The organism is Tolypothrix bouteillei VB521301 (genome assembly GCF_000760695.4).
GTDB classification, from domain to species: domain Bacteria; phylum Cyanobacteriota; class Cyanobacteriia; order Cyanobacteriales; family Nostocaceae; genus Scytonema; species Scytonema bouteillei_A.
This window is the reverse complement of record NZ_JHEG04000001.1, coordinates 7,370,348-7,388,553: the sequence shown is the minus strand read 5'-3', so window position 1 is coordinate 7,388,553 and position 18,206 is coordinate 7,370,348. Positions and strand designations below refer to the sequence as shown.

Annotated in this window: 16 protein-coding genes and 1 pseudogene; 10 read left to right on the top strand and 7 right to left on the bottom strand. The window is 39.0% G+C overall.

Going from position 1 to position 18,206, the window contains the following annotated elements; all coding sequences use genetic code 11:
* Positions 1 to 165: 165 nt before the first annotated feature.
* Positions 166 to 807, bottom strand: coding sequence for a TetR/AcrR family transcriptional regulator (locus HC643_RS30175; RefSeq protein WP_038072867.1), 642 nt, complete (start codon positions 805 to 807; stop codon positions 166 to 168).
* 133 nt (positions 808 to 940) lie between these two features.
* On the opposite strand from HC643_RS30175, the gene HC643_RS30170 reads away from it, so the two are divergent.
* Positions 941 to 2,206 carry a glycosyltransferase gene (locus tag HC643_RS30170; RefSeq protein WP_237265964.1) on the top strand — a complete coding sequence of 422 codons (1,266 nt, stop codon included), beginning with the start codon at positions 941 to 943 and terminating at the stop codon, positions 2,204 to 2,206.
* A 62-nt stretch (positions 2,207 to 2,268) separates the two neighbouring features.
* Here the strand turns inward: HC643_RS30170 and HC643_RS30165 are convergent, their stop codons facing one another.
* From HC643_RS30165 to HC643_RS30150, 4 genes are all read right to left on the bottom strand, one after another.
* Positions 2,269 to 3,246 (bottom strand): lipase family protein, encoded by a 978-nt coding sequence (locus tag HC643_RS30165; RefSeq protein ID WP_050046703.1) that lies wholly within the window; start codon positions 3,244 to 3,246, stop codon positions 2,269 to 2,271.
* A gap of 107 nt (positions 3,247 to 3,353) precedes the next feature.
* Positions 3,354 to 5,306 (bottom strand): ABC transporter ATP-binding protein/permease, encoded by a 1,953-nt coding sequence (locus tag HC643_RS30160; protein WP_038072866.1) that lies wholly within the window; start codon positions 5,304 to 5,306, stop codon positions 3,354 to 3,356.
* Between the two features lie 83 nt (positions 5,307 to 5,389).
* A complete protein-coding gene (locus HC643_RS30155) occupies positions 5,390 to 5,668 on the bottom strand; it encodes a hypothetical protein (RefSeq protein ID WP_038072865.1) in 279 nt (92 codons plus the stop codon).
* Between the two features lie 13 nt (positions 5,669 to 5,681).
* Positions 5,682 to 5,834: a hypothetical protein gene (locus HC643_RS30150; protein WP_153021437.1), complete on the bottom strand. Its 153-nt coding sequence runs from the start codon at positions 5,832 to 5,834 to the stop codon at positions 5,682 to 5,684.
* A gap of 347 nt (positions 5,835 to 6,181) precedes the next feature.
* Here HC643_RS30150 and HC643_RS30145 point away from each other — a divergent pair, with 347 nt between their 5' ends.
* From HC643_RS30145 to HC643_RS30115, 8 genes and pseudogenes are all read left to right on the top strand, one after another.
* On the top strand, positions 6,182 to 7,024 hold the full coding sequence (locus HC643_RS30145; protein WP_038072864.1) for a Pvc16 family protein: 843 nt from the start codon (positions 6,182 to 6,184) through the stop codon (positions 7,022 to 7,024).
* A 75-nt stretch (positions 7,025 to 7,099) separates the two neighbouring features.
* Positions 7,100 to 8,767, top strand: coding sequence for a phage tail sheath family protein (locus HC643_RS30140; RefSeq protein ID WP_050046704.1), 1,668 nt, complete (start codon positions 7,100 to 7,102; stop codon positions 8,765 to 8,767).
* A gap of 134 nt (positions 8,768 to 8,901) precedes the next feature.
* The gene (locus HC643_RS30135) at positions 8,902 to 9,366 is read left to right on the top strand and encodes a phage tail protein (protein ID WP_038072862.1); all 465 of its coding nucleotides are present in this window, start codon (positions 8,902 to 8,904) and stop codon (positions 9,364 to 9,366) included.
* A 118-nt stretch (positions 9,367 to 9,484) separates the two neighbouring features.
* Complete coding sequence (locus HC643_RS30130; RefSeq protein WP_237265963.1) at positions 9,485 to 10,078, top strand: phage tail protein; 594 nt, start codon at positions 9,485 to 9,487, stop codon at positions 10,076 to 10,078.
* Positions 10,079 to 10,155: 77 nt separating this feature from the next.
* Positions 10,156 to 10,503 (top strand): hypothetical protein, encoded by a 348-nt coding sequence (locus HC643_RS30125; RefSeq protein WP_038072860.1) that lies wholly within the window; start codon positions 10,156 to 10,158, stop codon positions 10,501 to 10,503.
* A 112-nt stretch (positions 10,504 to 10,615) separates the two neighbouring features.
* Complete coding sequence (locus tag HC643_RS30120; RefSeq protein WP_038072850.1) at positions 10,616 to 10,996, top strand: hypothetical protein; 381 nt, start codon at positions 10,616 to 10,618, stop codon at positions 10,994 to 10,996.
* Between the two features lie 20 nt (positions 10,997 to 11,016).
* A pseudogene (locus tag HC643_RS42435) lies at positions 11,017 to 11,145 on the top strand (DUF6760 family protein); the annotation flags it as partial.
* Positions 11,146 to 11,275: 130 nt separating this feature from the next.
* Positions 11,276 to 13,792: an FHA domain-containing protein gene (locus tag HC643_RS30115; RefSeq protein ID WP_167844778.1), complete on the top strand. Its 2,517-nt coding sequence runs from the start codon at positions 11,276 to 11,278 to the stop codon at positions 13,790 to 13,792.
* A 489-nt stretch (positions 13,793 to 14,281) separates the two neighbouring features.
* Here the strand turns inward: HC643_RS30115 and HC643_RS30110 are convergent, their stop codons facing one another.
* A complete protein-coding gene (locus HC643_RS30110; RefSeq protein WP_038103112.1) occupies positions 14,282 to 14,893 on the bottom strand; it encodes a hypothetical protein in 612 nt (203 codons plus the stop codon).
* A gap of 531 nt (positions 14,894 to 15,424) precedes the next feature.
* Between HC643_RS30110 and HC643_RS30105 the strand changes: the two genes are divergently transcribed.
* Positions 15,425 to 17,092 (top strand): serine/threonine protein kinase, encoded by a 1,668-nt coding sequence (locus tag HC643_RS30105; protein ID WP_167844777.1) that lies wholly within the window; start codon positions 15,425 to 15,427, stop codon positions 17,090 to 17,092.
* Between the two features lie 13 nt (positions 17,093 to 17,105).
* Here the strand turns inward: HC643_RS30105 and HC643_RS30100 are convergent, their stop codons facing one another.
* Entirely contained in the window at positions 17,106 to 18,047 is a 942-nt protein-coding gene (locus tag HC643_RS30100; RefSeq protein ID WP_050046713.1) for a c-type heme family protein, read from the bottom strand.
* Positions 18,048 to 18,206: the final 159 nt, after the last annotated feature.

The following is an 18,206-nucleotide window of genomic DNA, read 5'->3' as shown; positions in this document are numbered from 1 at the left end:
CAGTCTTGATAGTCAGGGTGAGAATGGGAAACCCAAATGTCGATAAGAATTTTGCATTCTTAATTTGTCAACTATCATTTTTATATACCTTACTACGATGCCCTACTCGAATCACAGTGACTAATAAAACATTATCTTCTATTCCAGAAATAACTCGGTAATCTCCTACTGTCCACTTTTTTGAGGTAAGGGTACCAAAGTTTTGAATGCGATCGCATCGGCTTCAGCGTCAGATACTCCCAGAGATTTCAGAATCAACTTCGCGATCTGTTCTGGGTAATTGGGTTCGGTATGTCCTTCTAGAATACTACGCATTGCCATCAGTGCTGTTCCCAAAACTAAATCGAGCGCTGCCTGCATGGTATCAACCTGAAACCGCTTTAACCGTATCCCTGCTTCGAGATCCGACATCAAACCCCGTTCGATCGTTTCACTCAAGGGGGCTGCCACTAATCCAATGCGAACAATGACCCATCCCCAAGTGTCATCTCGCATCGCTTGGTGTAAAAACTGACGCAAGGCGATCGCCATACGTTCAGCTGGGTCTGAAACCTTTGCATACTGTGCCCAAATTTTTTGATTCATTTCATCACTTAAGGAGGCTGCAACGGCTCTCAACACATCTTCGCGTGTCTGAAAATAGTTGTAGAACGTTCCCCTGGCAACACCTGCCTCAGCAATGATATCGTCAACGGTGACAGCATCCATTTCTTTTCGAGCAAATACTCGATAAGCAGACTCAATCAAACTGGATCGAGTCCGTTCTCGTTTTTCCATACCAATAGATGCTCGACGAGATGGCTTCATAAGGGATTACTTAATATCTTGAGCTTAGCATACCCTATTGTTGACACTCCTATCAAAATGACAATATCATCAAAATGACAGGTATGTCATTTATTAAGTCAACACGCTTCAATTTGGAATAACAGGAGTATTTGTGATACGTATTGCAATTATTGCTTTGGGTAGCCAGGGAGACGTTCAACCTTACATTGCTTTAGGCAAGGGATTGAAAGCGGCGGGTTACGATGTCCATCTATTGACCCACGAGAACTTTGAGGGACTCGTCAAGTCCCACGGATTAGAGTTCTACGCTATGCAGGGGAACGTACAAGAACTGATTGAAACGCCAGAAATGCGCGAGCTTTCCCAGAAAGGAAACTTTATCACCATAACCTTGAGGATGGCAAAAGAAACGGAACGGGTGGCAGCCTGTTGGGCGCAAGCAGGTGTAGAGGCTTGTCGAGGAATGGATTTACTGATAGCGGGTGTTGGAGGGCTTTACCTGAGTCTGGCATTAGCTGAAAAGTTAGAAATTCCATTGCTGCAAGCTTTCGTTTTTCCCTTTACCCCAACCAAAACCTTTCCTGGGGTTCTGTTTCCTCAATCGCTTACCCGATTGGGAAGCACTGTCAATTGGTTATCCCATCAAGTGGTCAGACAAATTATTTGGCAAAGTTCTCGTTCGGGGGATACAGCAGCCCGCAAGCAAGTGCTTAACTTACCGATATCCTCATTTTTTAGTCCTCGTCAATCTTCCGATCTTCATCGCTATCCAACGCTCTACGGCTTCAGCCCTTCTGTAATTTCCAAGCCATCAGACTGGAAGAATACCTGTGTCACAGGCTACTGGTTCTTAGACGCTGCACCTGATTGGACTCCATCTTCTGCCCTTGTGGACTTTTTGCAAGCAGGTTCGCCGCCTGTTTATATTGGGTTTGGCAGTATGGGCAATCGCAACCCGGAAGAAACTGCCGATCTGGTTTTGCAAGCTCTTAAAAAAACTGGGCAACGCGCAATCATGCTCGCTGGCTGGAGTGGAATGCACAAAGAAAATTTACCAGATAACGCTTTCCTAGTTAATTCCATTCCCCATGCATGGCTTTTCCCTCGTGTTGCGGCTGTTGTTCATCATGGAGGTGCGGGTACTACGGCAGCCGGACTCAGGGCAGGAGTGCCGACAATTATTATTCCATTTTTTGGCGATCAAGGCTTTTGGGGACAACGGGTTGCAGACTTAGGGGTTGGAACAAAGCCAATCCCTCGCCAACAACTTACGGCAGAACGACTTGCTCAAGCAATTCAAACAGTTGTAACCGATGGAGTGATGCGTCAGCGTGCAGTGAGTTTGGGAGAAAAAATTAGAAATGAAGATGGAGTTGCCAATGCAGTGGCGATCGTCCAAAGACTATTATCTAGTTAACTTCAAAAAAACTGCCATTTCTACTTGACAAGTGCTCAATTTCGATTGTGCGATTATTTCATTTAGTAAACCTTAAGATCTTGTGTAAGAGCTTGAATGTAAGTTCCTTTTAGATCGTGGTTATTAGCAATACTATTCTTTTGAACCGTGAAATAAATAGGAATTCCGATATGTTCAAAGGTATCATTATATTTGAACATATTTAAATCACTCATAAGTCCTCTTGTTGTTTCAACCTTGACTTCAAGATTTTTTTGAACGGGTTGAGTTTGTACGGACTTTATAGAGGAGCTAGTTGTGGTAATACGTTCTTGAGTTTTAGTCACTTGAAATGCTACAAACTTATTTAAAAAGCTGATTTTTTTTGCTGGTAAATCTAATGTAGACACAGGAAAATTAGGAACGATATCTTCAGAATTGGCAATTCTATAACATTCTATATGAGATGTTTTAAAAGTTTGAGCAAATGTTGGATCTCCAGTGCGCGGACTAGCAAAGGTATACAAAATTGGTTGTTGAAAGCTAGTATGAGTAATAATATCTGGAACGCATAAACTGGCTAAAGAACCCCCTAAACTATGCCCCGTGACAAAAATTTTTGAGCCAGGAGCACATTTGTTTGGATCGTTTAACGTTTCAAGAATTTTTGATGAAATAGTTTGGTAAATTTTTTGCGAACCGAATGAGACTTTTCCCCAATTCTCTAAATAAGGAACTTGTCGAATTTCTCCATCTCGGAACCATTCTAAAGGATTTTCAGTACCTCGGAAGACGATGTATATGTTATTTGCTTTTGCAGCAATAAAACCAAAAGGAACAATATCTCGATCTAAAATATCAAGAAAGTTATATGGTTCGTGTATTTCATAAGTAGCTAGTATTTTATACTCATTTTCATCATCTATTTTCAATACACCTGAGACTTCAGGTGTCCATACTTGTTTCTGTTTTTTAGCATTGAACTGATTGTAAGCAGCATCAACCAAATAACCAAGTTCAATAGCAACATTTAACTCAAAGTTTGAAAAAGGATTCAGCATAAAATTCTCCAATGCTCAAGTGTAAACTTTTAGAAGTAAGTAGTTTTAGTTTGGGACGCAATTGTCAAGAAGTTGGAAATTGCAATTTGAAAAAATCTCTTAGGAATTTAAGTACAAGGAAGTAATTGCCAATCTCCTTGACCATCCAACTCCAATAGCACATCGTGATATTGAATCAGACTGGACCGATGTCCAACACTGATAAAAGTCGTTTGAGTTGTACGTAGTAGGTGATAAAGCTTAGCTTCATTTTGTACGTCAAGAGCACTTGTTGCTTCGTCTAGAATGGCGTAAGGAGGAGCGCTTAATAATAAGCGTGCAAAGGCTAAGCGTTGTTGTTCGCCTAAGGAGAAAATATCTGCCCAATTGAGAACCGTATCAAAACCACCAACTCGTTCTGGTAAATCTTCTAAATTGACTAGTTGCAACACGCCATATAATTCTTTTTCTGTTAGATTGCGACTGGTTTGTGGATAAAGAAGTTGTTGTCTTAAACTGCCTAAAGGCATATAAGGACGTTGGGGCAAAAACAGCATTTCAGAGAGAGGTGGACGGACTAATAAACCCGTACCGCTATTCCACAAACCAGCGATCGCTCTCAGTAACGAACTTTTACCACTTCCACTGCTACCCATAATTAAGAGTCCTTGACCCGATGGAAGCTCAAAAGAAAGATTTCTAACTAATTTTTTCCCATAATTAGGAGTTTGCAATGTCACGTGTTCTAACTTAATTTTATTGTCAATTCTCACATCCAAAGTTGTTCCAAAGACTCTCTGGGATTCTGATGGTTCTGCGATCGCTTCTTGAAAACCCTCCAGACGATGAATACCTGCAACAAAAGTCGTCAAAGAATCGAATTGGTTAACAATAAGAGACATAGCTCCCAAGACTTGATCGAAGGCAAAACCCGCCTGAGTAATTGCGCCAAAATCAATTTTATGTGCAAAGTATAAAGGAGCAACAATCAAAGAAGGTAGGATAACATTTAAATATCCATAGGCTGTCGTAAAAAAACCTAAATTCTTCTGCCAACCAATCAATAAATTAAAATTTTTTAAAACTTCTATGAACCGTTGCTTAATAGTAAGAAATTCCTGTTCCTCTCCTCGATAAAAGGCAATAGATTCAGTATTGTTACGAATATGAACCAGGCTGTAGCGAAAATTGGCTTCTTGTTGTAATTGATTAAAATTTAACCACACGAGACGCTTACCGAGGATAACAGTAAATATTGTACCAACGGTAGTATAGGCAACAAGGAGAAAAACTAAAGTAACAGAAATTGACCAAAGAATTCCGATGAAAGAAATTAAAGAAATAATAGAATTGAGAACGACTAACAGAAAAGAAAGAGAATAATTAGTGAAAGAATTAATATCTTCAGAAATTCGCTGGTCGGGATTGTCTATTGTATCATTATTATTAATTGTGTAGTAAGCTTTGTTCTGGAAATAGCGTTCAAGAAAACGATAAGTCATCCATTCGCGCCAGTATAGGCTTAGTTTGCTTTGTACGTAATTAAAATAGACTGTTATGGGTATGCCAACCACAAACACACTAAAATAGACCCATAAAAATCTCCAAAATCCTGGGATATCCCTGTTCGCTAAATCTGTTTGAAAAAAGCGACTCACATAGCTAATAATGACATTTAAGCCACTGACAGCTAATGAAAGAAATAGCAAAAGAGCAAGTAAAATCCAAGGTTGCCACCGAGCAATTAATGATTTTCTAAAAAAAATGAAAAATAAGACAGGTATGATGATACCACTTGCTATTAAATAGAGACTGGGAAAAGTCATTAATTGATTTAGCAACTTAAATAAACCAGGAGCTATTTGTTCTGTTAAGTGAGGAAACAAAGAATGGCTTATCCATATAAAAGCAGTCACTAATAAAAATAAAGATATACCAACAAATAGTAACAATAATGATAGAAGACCTAAAGTTATCAAAGCACTATGCTTTCCTAGAGGAAACCAGTAGGGTTGAGCCAAAGTAAGAAACCCAATCCATAATTTTTTATCAAACCGATTGGTATTGTAGAGTTTAGTCATAAAAAATAGTAAAATTTAGTTTTCCCCTTTACAAGGGGAAATAAAGGGGTAAATCGACTTATGTTTACGCAGTATCCTAGCTTTTAAGAATCACATTTTATTTGAGATACATCATTTACACTGATAAACCAGGTATTTATCTGATTCCCTTGATTGGATACAATTCCATCCCCATCTATATGAACTTTTAAATTCAAATGTTTTGCGAACGGTATTCCTTGAAAATCAGTGATTTCAATAGAAGAAAACTCAATATTTGTTTCATCGACATTAACACTAGCATGCTCTGTATCTTGAGATGGTTTTCGGGGATCTTGCCTAAAAACAACAGTATTGCTTGTAAAAGTTAAAACAATTGACATTGAAGTATCTCCTTCAAGAATAATTTTTCAGTAATCTCTTTTTGTTCTCAAATGACTCAATCTCGTGTAAGTTATTTTCATTCAATCCTACAGTTCGACCTGGAAATCCTGCTGTGTCAAAGTAACGAACTCCATCCGCATCTTGAAACTGTAGTATGGTTTGCATACCGTTAGATGCTGGCTTAGAAAACAGCCTGTCACTTGTGTAACTGATATATTTTGCTCATGGGTTTAGTCTCAAATATTGCTTTTGCGGTTAATTGCTTTTTTCTGTACCTTTTGCGCCCTTACATCTTTTCTAGAAACATTTATCTAACCAAATGACATATTCATTATATTTTATGAAAATATCAGATTTGACCAGGCAAGATAACCCAGTTAAAGTTCCAGTTAAGCTAAATAATAAATTGGTGCAATATTTAAGCGATCTTCAACTGAATTTCGCCAAAAGTCTATTCACGTTTATAGGGTTTTGATTCTAATCTAAAAATATACAGATTATCTGCTTCCGCTATGCTTATCGCTCTTCTCCAAACCTTAGCAGAAATTCTGGTTGGAGGAACCTCTCTCACCAGTATGGAGCAAATTGACTTTAATATTCCTGGTACTAGACGGGATGACAGTGCAAGCCCTTTTCTAAATCTTTACCTGTACGATATTAGAGAGAGCATACAAGTGCAATCAACAGGAAGGCAGATAGACCGCAGAATATCAGAAGGAGGTTTATCAGCTGCTAATGTAAGTTCTTTACCGATTTGGTTTGATGTATCGCTCATACTGACTGCTTGGAATCGGACAGCTTTAGGAGAGTATCATCTTTTAAACGAAGCGTTGACCTTGCTACTACGTCACCGTTCGCTCCGAGAAGAATTTTTAGCTCCAGAACTACGAGGTTTTGGCAATTTATTCATACATGTTGCAGCCACGCCATTTATTGAAGCAGGTTCTTTATGGAGTGCTTTAAATGTTCCTTTGCGTCCAGCGTTGTATTTAACGATCGCAGTACCCTTTGAGCCGGATAAAACTTCAGTACCTTTAATTTGGCAACGAATTGTTGGTCTGAGCGCAGAAGTGGAAAAAAATGGTAACAGTCGTATGCTCCACAAGCGGGTTTCGATTGCATGCGCTGTTAAAAGTGCAGTGACAAATTTACCACTTGCAGAAACCAAAGTGACTTTGATGGGAACGGAAAAGTCAGCAACAAGCAATCAAGAAGGATTGTTCTTTTTTGAGAACTTGCGATTGGGCAATTATGTTGTCAGACTTGATTGTTCCGGTTATTTATCTCAAGATTGCAACATCTTAGTAGATGGCAACACTTTCACATTTAAAGAAGTTTTTCTTACCCCTGTTTAAGAGAACTGACACATACAGCGTTAAAGACGCAACGCAAAAGCGTCCTGACAACTGATTTGATACGGAGAAATTTTCATGGCAAGACTGGATTACTTTGCACCTGGTGTTTACATTGAAGAAGTTGACCGGGGTGCCAGACCGATTGAAGGTGTTAGCACTGCGGTTGCAGGATTTGTTGGCTTTACAGAAGATGTGCGAAACGGCGCTGAAGTCTTCAAGCCCACGCTTATAACCAATTGGACGCAATATCTGAACTATTTTGCTCGTCCGAACTCGGATGGTTTCACTGACTTCAACGCTTACTTACCTTTTGCAGTTTACGGCTTTTTTCTAAATGGTGGTGGTCGCTGTTGGATAGCGAGTATTGGAACTCAATTACCCAATGCAACTAAATTAACAACGCCAGAACCAGCTGTTGTGCAAATCAATGGTCGAGGGAACCGTTTATCCCTCACTCTCAGCTTGCGTTCCGAGCAAGCAGCCGGAGGATTAATTAACATTTTAATTAGTGATAGTTCGCCTCGTGCTCTCCCGGAAGGCGTTGAAGGGGAAGCACCTCCAAATACAGGGGAGTATTTCACACTTCAAATCCGTCGAGGTGAAGAAATTCTCGAACAGTATGAGAACTTAACTATGAACTCTGAAGTTCCTCCTCAAGTTGGAACTTATGCGGTCACGGCATTACGCAACTCCATGTATGTCACTGTAGTAGAAGCGACTTCGACAGGAAGACCATTAGCACGAAGACCAGCGAACGGTCAGTACGAACTTGCTCCTCCCATTGTGCCATCTTCGCCCGATCGCTTTATGCGAGATGTAGAAGGAGTACGCGACGATCGCACGGGAGTAAGGGGGCTGTTTGAAATTGATGAAATCACCATGATTTCTTGCCCCGATCTCATGCGAGTCTATGAAGCAGGACTCATGAACTTAGAACAAGTTCACGGCATCATGGAATTGATGCTCAGTATGTGTGAAGGTTCTGCTAGTGGAGATATTCCCAACCCACCCAATCGCATGGTCGTATTCGATCCACCACCAGATCGTGTCAAACCGCAAGAAGTTGTGGATTGGCTACACAATTTTAACCGCCGTTCCATGTTTGGAGCGCTTTATTACCCTTGGATAAAAGTGCCTAACCCACGCAATGCTGGTAGACCAATTCTTATACCTCCGTCTGGTCATGTAATGGGCGTGTGGGGTCGCGTTGATGAAGCTAGAGGAGTTTATAAAGCACCAGCAAATGAAGTTCCCAGAGGCGTCATCGGTCTGAGCTATGACACTAATTTCCGCGAGCAAGAGCTTTTAAACCCTCTTGGCATCAACTGTATTCGCAACTTTCCCAATCGAGGAATCCGCATTTGGGGCGCACGAACTTTAGTTGAGCCAGACAAGACCGAGTGGCGTTATATTAGCGTGCGGAGACTCATAAGTTATATTGAAAAGTCATTGGAATTAGGTACACAATGGGTAGTTTTTGAACCCAATGATTTTGACCTATGGGCGCGTGTTACACGCAATGTTAGTAACTTTTTAGAGCGTATATGGCGTGAAGGCGCTTTATTTGGAGCTACACCACAACAAGCCTTTTATGTCAAGTGTGATGAAGAACTAAACCCTCCAGAAACTAGACTTTTAGGACGTTTATATATTGAAATAGGCGTTTGTCCTGTAAGACCTGCTGAGTTTGTTGTTTTCCGAATCAGCCAATGGAATGGTTACGAAGCAGAAAATGAAAGCTAATACCATTTTGGATTTTCGATCGAGATTTCACCTAGAAATCTGTTTTTCAATTGGTATAAAACGCTAAAACTCCCATCTTTTTGACATTGTTCGCGAACTGTTTGTAATTTATTATCTTCAAAAGGAGTGAAAATATGGCTGGTCAAGCTGAACCTTTACGTGGGAATACTTGGTATCTAACTATAGATCCCTATGTTCCTAATAGTAAAATGATTTTTGCGATTAACAATCTATCGAGAACAGTAGAAGCTGCTGGAGAGCAAATTACTGGTAGAAACAATAAAGGCGTAAACCGTCAATCTCTACCTGGTTTACAAAATAACCCAGAGCCTGTTGAAGTCAAAGTTATTGCAGATGGTGATACCAGTTTGAAGGATTGGTTTACAAAATGCAACCCTCAGAATGGAGGAGTTTCACAAGTATCCAAAAACAAGGGTCAAGGTCTTGTATTTTTAACAGATACTCAAGGACAGCCTAAAATGCAATTTACTATTACTAATTGTTATCCCATACATCACGGTCTAGAGGGTGATTTATCTGCTGGTGCTAACAGTGTAGTTGTTGAGCATATACGATTAATGCATGAAGGAATTGGTTAATCTTTTCAGAAAAGATGTCAGGGCGCAATAGACATCTGGTAAAAAAGATGTCAAGGCATAATGCCTTGCGCCCTACCAGAACTTTCAGATAATGCATTAAAACCCTTACAAATGGCGAATGACTAATGACGACCCGAGATATTTAATTTCTAGACGGGTTTATGACTCCATTTTTCAAAATATTTCCTTCTTGATGTCATCATTTCTTCAAGTATTAACAATGGCTGTAGGCGTATTACCTGAAAATCTTCTAACGAATCGCTTCTATGTAGAATTATCACTAAATGGTTCTCAAGAAAATATTGATGCCATTTTTCTGGAGTGTTCGGGATTTACATACTCACAAGACTTAATTGAAATTTGCGAAGTGACTCCTCGTAAGTGGGGTTCAGCACAACAAGGTCTTCCTGTAAGAACTAAAATTCCCGGTAATGTTAAAATGGGGAATATAAATCTTCGTAGATGTCTCACCCACTCCATGACACTTTGGAACTGGTTTGAAGATGTTCAACAAGGCAATTGGGCAAATAAACGTAGAGATTTTTCTTTAACTATCCAAGACTCTACCAATACAGTACAAACAAGATTGCAATTTTCGAGAGGTTGGGTCACCAATTACAAAATTACTGACTTCCATGCTAGTAAGGCAGACATGGCGATTGAAGAACTAGAAATTGCTTTCGAGAACTTTAAGCGCGTGGCATCAAATTAGAACCCTTTCAACCTGAAAAACACAAACAATCATTAACTTTCGCAATTTACTCATGCAAAAAGGGAGCGGTCAACTTTATGTTTCAAAAAGAGTTTGAATTTACACTACCCAAAGGTTATGTAGACCCTGACGGTAACATCCATCGTAAAGGAGTTATGCGACTAGCAACAGCTATAGATGAAATTGCACCTTTACGCGATCCTCGCGTCAAGTCTAATCCAGCCTATGCCACAATTATCATTTTGTCTCGTGTTATTACTTGCTTAGGAGCTTTATCTGAACTTAGCCCTATGGTTGTAGAAAACTTTTATGCTCAAGACATGAATTATCTTCAAGATTTTTACCGTTGTATCAATGGTTTTGGGAATGAAGTTTCATCTGCTAAAGATACATCTCAAGTTACCGAACAACTTATTAACGCATAGGTAACTAGGTAAATACACTTGAAACCCTTACTAACGACGAATGACAAATGACCAATGACGCTCCTCACTAGTTAACTTTAATTGTGTTGTTTATTCCCTACTTTTTACTCCTATGTCCCGTAAAGATTCTCTGCACAATGAATTTACTTTTATTCTTCCGCAAGGTATCACAGATAATCAAAACAGAGTTCATCGTCAAGGCGTGATGCGTTTGGCGACAGCAAAAGATGAAATTTTAGCCCAACAGCATCCTAGTGTTCGGGATAATCCTGGCTATAGTTTCTTAGTGATGCTTTCACAAGTTATTACACGCTTGGGTAGTCTCAATTCTGTCACTCCTGATTTTTTAGAAAAGTTAGTCATCCGCGACATCGCCTATTTGCGAGAATTTTATAATCGTGTCAACCAACAAGGAAATGCACGCATTCCTGCCTTGTGCCCCCATTGCAATAATGAGTTTGCAGTGGAGTTAGAACTTGTGGGGGAGCCTTAAGCTACCCTTCAAATAAATTATATGAAGAGGTAGCTTTTCTTGCTTACCATTTTCACTGGTCACAAGATGAAATTTTGAATCTCGAACATAAAGTTCGTCAGCGCTGGGTAACAGAAATTAATAAAATTAATCAGCAAATAAAAGCTTAATTTGTTCTAAAAACTTAATTCTGTACAAGCGCATTACCTCAAATGATTAGTTTGGATATAGGCATATTTTATATGCCACACTCCAAGCAAAATTATATCCTTCAAGTCAATCTATTAAAAGTTAGATTTTATGATGAAAGTCAGAGTTTTGAATGCAGAAACCTTGGGTAAAATCAACGAAGTTAACCTTAACTTCATTCCCAATGAAAACAACGAGTACATTATTGGACGTTCTCCTAAATCCGGTCTAGTTCTTGATAGTCTTGATGTGAGTCGTCAACATGGCAAGTTCTTCTTGCGTGATGGGAATTACTATTACTCTGATTTAGGTAGTATAAATGGCTCGTTAGTAAACGATAAACTTGTTGAGACAGACCAAGTTTATGCACTCAAGTCTGGTGATGTTGTCCGCATTGGTGAATTCCTTCTAGTTATGGAAGAAACCAATGAAAAAAATGAAGAGCCTGAAGCATTACCAGTAACAGTATTGAACATGGATTGGCAAGCAGCTATGGCGGCTATCAAAGACCGTGTAGTCAAGCCAGAAAATGAAGGCTTGAAGGTCATGGCTCAAGATCCAGAAGAAACACATGAAGTTGCTGAGCCTGTTTTTAGTGATGGTTCTCAATTACTGACTAAAGAGTCTGAAGAATCAACTTTTATTCAGCCTACAGAAGAAGTAGAAGTCTCAGAACATAGCACTGAAACAGTCATCAATGAAGACAAGGAGGCAATTCAAGCAGTAAATGCTCAACAAATCTTCAATGAAGATGACAATAATATTTCCCAACCAATATCTCAGGACTCAGAGGAAGAAACCCCTGTTTCTCAAATTAGTGCTGAAACACCAGAAGTCGTAGATGAGGAAGACCGGAAAGACGACAAACAACTGCAGGAGGAAGCAATTCCAACCGTTGATGCTCAATTGCCTTTAGCTGAAGATGAATTGGATGAAGATGAAGATGACAATAATATTTCCCAACCAATATCTCAGGACTCAGAAGAAGAAACCCCTGTTTCTCAAATTAGTGCTGAAACACCAGAAGTCGTAGATGAGGAAGACCGGAAAGACGACGAACAACTGCAGGAGGAAGTCATTCCAACCGTTGATACTCAATTGCCTTTAGCTGAAGATGAATTGGATGAAGATGAAGGTGAAGATAATCTCATCTCTCAACCAGTGTCTCAGGACTCAGAAGAAGAAACCCCTGTTTCTCAAATTAGTGCTGAAACACCAGAAGTCGTAGATGAGGAAGACCGGAAAGACGACGAACAACTGCAGGAGGAAGTCATTCCAACCGTTGATGCTCAATTGCCTTTAGCTGAAGATGAATTGGATGAAGATGAAGGTGAAGATAATCTCATCTCTCAACCAGTGTCTCAGGACTTAGAAGAAGAAACCCCTGTTTCTCAAACTAGTGCTGAAACACTAGAAGTCGTAGATGAGGAAGACCGGAAAGACGACGAACAACTGCAGGAGGAAGTCATTCCAACCGTTGATGCTCAATTGCCTTTAGCTGAAGATGAATTGGATGAAGATGAAGGTGAAGATAATCTCATCTCTCAACCAGTGTCTCAGGACTTAGAAGAAGAAACCCCTGTTTCTCAAACTAGTGCTGAAACACTAGAAGTCGTAGATGAGGAAGACCGGAAAGACGACGAACAACTGCAGGAGGAAGTCATTCCAACCGTTGATGCTCAATTGCCTTTAGCTGAAGATGAATTGGATGAAGATGAAGGTGAAGATAATCTCATCTCTCAACCAGTGTCTCAGGACTTAGAAGAAGAAACCCCTGTTTCTCAAACTAGTGCTGAAACACTAGAAGTCGTAGATGAGGAAGACCGGAAAGACGACGAACAACTGCAGGAGGAAGTCATTCCAACCGTTGATGCTCAATTGCCTTTAGCTGAAGATGAATTGGATGAAGATGAAGGTGAAGATAATCTTATCTCTCAACCAGTGTCTCAGGACTTAGAAATTATTAACCAAGAGGAATACGAAAATCTGATTTCAGTAGTGAATACTCAATTAACTCTAGACGAAAATGAAGTTTCTGAAGAAACTAACATTGAAACTCAAGAGGTAGAAGATTTTGATGCGATCGCTAACACAGTTGAAGAAGCAGAAAAGCTTTCAAATGAGGACAAAGTGGACAATTCTCAAGCAACGCTCGACTCAGATATTGAAGACGCAAGTGAAGAAGATTCTGAAACCTCAAATCAAACTCCTCAGTTGCCGAAGCAAGCTTTAGAGATTCTGAGTAAAAAGTACATTGCTCTTATGGCTCACGATAGTAAAAAATCAGATTTGGTAGATTTCGTAACTCAGCATAAAAATTTTCTATTCAGATGTCTCACCATCTCAACTCCCGGTATCAGTGAAGCTTTATTCCTGAAAACTGGTTTTGCCACTTCTCAAAAGACTGCTTCAGTACCAGCAGGAGGACATCAATCGATAGCTGCTTTAATTGGTTCCGGAGACATCTTAGCAGTTATTTTGTTGAAAGATATCTTACCGATTCAAAGTCAAGCCAATGAAGATGCGCTCTTGCGGTTATGTAATGCAAATCAAGTTTTGGTTGCAACAAATTTGCCAACAGCAGAAGCCATATTACTCTATATTAAAAACATGGTAAATGCTGTTTAACTAACAATTCTATTGACTCAATCAAATATAGCAAAGGATTTGGCGCTTGATGTACAACCAAATCCTTTGTTGTTAGAGGATTTTTACCCTCTTTATATCATTTTAGATTTTCTAGCGTTTTCCGGTCTGATGAAGTACAAATTTATCCGCGTCCATCTGCGTTCATCTGCGGTTAATTACTTTTTTCTATAACTTACCGAAGTGGGAATTGCTATAGATTGAGCAAATCATGTCTGGAGTTGATTTATACCAAATCTATGTGAAGTTGCACATTATTTGCCCGCACTCTAGAAGAGTGCGGCTATACAAACAAAGCCTGCCTAAGCGCAAAGCGCACGCTACGCGATGCCGCAGGCTATGCCCGTAAGGGCTATACGCAGGCTAATTGTATGCAGCTTCATATTAAATTGGTATTAGTTGATTTAGGCTAAAGTGGGGTAAAACAAAGCTCAATCTTTATTTAAAACTATCAAAAACTTGTACGGCTTTTTAGTCTCTATTACTTGTTTTCTGCTCGATCTTTTGTTGATAATGCTGGAATTGAATATAAATACCAATGCTACCAAATATAACCAAACCTATAACAATTACTATCTCAAAAAATAGTAAAAATTGACTTAAAATATTGCGAAAGTGAGGTATTTGACTAGAAGGCGTACTTTGAACAATCGTAGCATCAGAAACTTCCTGGTTTGAGCAAGGACTTTGAACCATAGTGGTGTCGGTCATTTCTTCTTCAAAGGAGGTACTCTGAAGAATAGTAGCATCAGTAACTTCCTGGTTTGAGAAAGAACTCAGAACCATAGTGGTGTCGGTTATTTTTTCTTGAAAGGAGTTACTCTGAAAAATAGTGGCATCAGAAACTTCTTTGTTTGAGAAAGAACTCTGAACCATAGTGGTGTCGGTCATTTTTTCTTGAAAGGAGTTACTCTGAAAAATAGTGGCATCAGAAACTTCCTTTTTTGAGCAAGGACTCTGAACAATAGTATTATCGGTAACTTCGCTCGCATCTTGCCAAGACTGTTTTGACTCATTTACTATTGCAAAGCGGTCATCAATTAATCGATCTATCAAGGGATTTGGTTGAGAAGAAGATTCCATTTTGCAAATTTTGATAAAGTGAATATTTAATACAGATTATTTTATGTGCGATCGCTCTTCCTAGAGAGTTTTCGAAAAACTTTCAGTGCTCCTGAATTCTTAGGCATTTACAAGACTTAACCATAATAAATAACAAATAATTTGGAGAATAAGTTTAGTCTTTCGTCTAATATATCTTGATTGTGATTTCAGATGAATCGTATAATTTTTTCTTGCAAAATATAAATATTTAGATATAAGATTAATTCTTTAACAAGAGCATTAATTGCTGAAAAAATCAGCTTATTTCTTTAGTATAATTATTCATATAACTTTTGAAACTCCAACCTAACACTCCTACAACAATTGCTAATGGGAGCATCCCAAAGAGTACCAATTGCCCTCCGAATAGAATTCACCGATAGCAGGCGCTTCAACGGAGGGACTTAGCCTGTATAGCTGCGATTAAAATCACAAACGTATTTTTTCCAAATTGAGATGCTCCCTTGCTAATTAGTAGTATTAAATTCTAAATATTTTCAGGCTTGCTATATGAAACCTTCTTCTCAATCAGATCCCTGGATAGGTCGTTCAATTGGTGACCATCAGCGTTATCGCCTAGACAAGCGTTTAGGGGCTGGTGGTATGGGAGATGTTTTTCTTACTATGGATACGCTGTTAGGTCAACAAGTCGCACTTAAACTCCTCAAAGACACTTTAGTGACCTCAGGAGAATTAAGAAAGCGCTTTGAACGAGAAGTGGCTGTGTCTGCGGCTTTAAAAAGCGACCATATTGTTCAAGTTACTGATTATGGAGTGACTCAAGAAGGTTATCCCTTCTATGTCATGGAGTACTTACGCGGAGTCAGTTTAGGACAGTTATTACGACGTGAAGGTCGGCTGTCTATAGAGCAAACAACTAAAATTATTTCTCAAGTGTGTGATGGTCTGCACCTTGCTCATGCAGGAGTCACTTTATGGCGAAATCATGCGACTGTTAGCGAACATATCCAAGTAGTTCATCGTGACTTAAAACCCGACAATATCTTTTTAGTTCCTACAACTTTAGGAGAACTGGTCAAGATTTTAGATTTTGGTATTGCCAAAATTCGGCAAGATTCTGCCGAACATACCAAACTCACAAATATGTTTTTAGGTACTTATCACTATGCTGCACCCGAACAGTTGGAGGTCATGACGAACCTGGATGGACGTGCGGATATTTACAGCCTGGGTATTATTATTTATGAAATGCTTAGCGGTACCGATCCGTTTGGTCTTGGATTCAATACACGTAGAGTGACAGAAATTTCTTGGGCTATAGCTCATACCACTAAACCTGCTGTACCATTGCGATCGCTACCCGGTTTATCACAATTACCAGTATCACTTGAAGCACTAGTCATGAAGTGTTTGCAAAAATCGCCTGATGACCGCTTTGCGACGGTAGACGAATTGAAGCAGGCGTTACAAGCAGCGATGGTTGTAGAAGGCAAAACAACACCTTTGGTAAAACCTTCCGTTCATAGTGCTGATGACAAAACTGTTGCACGTTCTCCCCAAAATTCCCAGGACAAAACCATTGCGCGTCCTTCATCAAACGAACGGGGGCAGACTATTCTACAACCAAGAGGCCCCTCTCAAACCAGTAATTTTGATAAAACAGTTCGTAAGGAAGTAGTGACTGGTGAAACAATTGCCCAGAATTTACCCCCTCTCGAAATAAATTATGAAGAAAGCACTGTTTATCGACCGCTAACCCCTCACGAACAAGAAGTTTCAGATGCAATTTTATCGTTAGAAATGGATTCTCTGATTGAGCTTCTTTCAGAGGTTATAGGACCTATTGCACCTACCTTAATACAAGATATCTCAACACGAAAATCGGATATTAAAGACTTAGTAGAAAATTTAATGCTTTACCTTTCTCTGCAACAGAGACAAGAGTTTGAGAAAAAAGCAATATTGTTTAGCCAAAAACCCATTGATAAAACCAAGCCACGCTTACAAAACTGGCAAAATCAACCAGTAGATAGACGATTTATACGTGAATGTGAAGAAGACTTAGCTCAATTAATTGGTCCAATAGCTCCTTCACTCATTCAAGGAATTCTAGCATCTTACCCCCAAATTTCCCCAGTAGAGATGGTTAGTCTTTTAGTAAAGCAGATTCCTAACTCTAAGATAGCTGAAGAATTTAGACTACGCATCTTAAGTTAGGAATTAAGTACAACTAATGATTCTTTTGAGATATCAGCCTCATAGCAATTTCCAAACTAGATTTCATTCTATTAAATGAGGCAGCTAAAACACCAATTTCATCATTAGACTTTTGTTCAAAATCAGAGCTTGCTTTACCAGTACTCACTGCTTGAGCGAGCTTTGATATTCGCATAATAGGTTTAATGACCGCCCTTCTTAGTAAAAGATTAATGACAATAATAATTATTGCAAAAATACTGATTTCAATTGTCATAACCAACCACCAAGAACGATTAGCACGTTGGAAAATTTTATCAGCCGGAACATAAATCATTTGAGCGAAGAGCGTTTTATCAAGTTCCCAACCAAAGCCATGTTTATCTCCATAGATTGCTAGCTGACTTTTTGGAGCTTTATCTGGAGTTGAATGGCATTGGAGACAAGTTGGGTTATCGAGAGTTAAACGGCGAGCAATATAAAAAGCTTTTCCTGAAGGCAAGTTTCTAAAACCAGACTGCCCTGTATCTGATGCATTATTACTAAATTGGTTAATTATTTGTGTTTCAAAATCATCAGCCTTATCTCTTATATTTGTTGGATCGAGCGCTGCTTCTTTATAAACAAAATCTTGATAGTTATCATTTTTGCGAACATTATCAAAAACCTCTCTTGCAGAAAAAGATGCTACTGTTTGTGGAATAAATTCTGTACTGTTTTGCAATTTATTCTCAAAAAGAGGTATTATCTCATCGGTAGTATAGTTTCTCACAGAATTCATTGTTTGGAGTAAAATATTGGCTTGAGCAGTCACTTCATTTTGTGCTTTTTGGGTCAAAATATTTGAGAAAATAACTCCCCCGACTATAATACTGCCAAGAAAAACAAGTATTAGAAGAAAGTTAAACTTATTAGCCAGTTTTAAATTTTTTGTTAAGTTGTCTAACTTGTTAGATAATTGTGTGTTAGTGAGCATACGACCTAATGAATCAATGTAGAATTTATAGCAAGCTTTTCAAGAAGCAAAAGTACAAATTATCTCAGTCAGCGATCGCGACGTGAAGTGTTGCTTCCTTTAATAGTTTCTCTAAGATTAATCGCTTTTACAATGCTAGATAAACCTTTTAAGCACTAA